The sequence below is a fragment of the Acidovorax bellezanensis genome, from assembly GCF_025421555.1.
Taxonomy (GTDB): Bacteria; Pseudomonadota; Gammaproteobacteria; order Burkholderiales; family Burkholderiaceae_C; genus Comamonas; species Comamonas bellezanensis.
Genome location: NZ_JAODYH010000020.1, coordinates 1 through 323 on the forward strand (window position 1 = coordinate 1; position 323 = coordinate 323).

Genomic DNA, 323 nt, shown 5'->3' on the forward strand with positions numbered 1-323 from the left:
CGTGTTCGAAGGCAGCGAGCAGTTGAACCTGACAGGCACGCTGACCGGCTCCACGCTCAATGGCACGCCGCTGCCGGCCGGCATCACCGACACCGGCCATGCGACCATTACCGACACCCAAGGTCCGGGCGCCGACGTGCCGGTGCTGGATGTGTCCGACCCCGGTCTGGTGAACGAGGGCAGCAGCGCGGTCTTCAATCTCACGCTGAGCCACGCCGTCGATGCCCCGACCACGCTGAGCTTCACCTTCAGCGGCCAGGCGGACGCCGGCGACATCGGTACGCCGGTGGTCACCGTGGGTGGCACGGTCGTCACGTTGACGG

Annotated in this window: 1 protein-coding gene; it reads left to right on the forward strand. The window is 68.1% G+C overall.

What is annotated here, in order from left to right:
* The coding region (locus tag N0K08_RS22970) for a hypothetical protein (protein ID WP_261502763.1) at positions 1-323 on the forward strand (323 nt) is incomplete at both ends.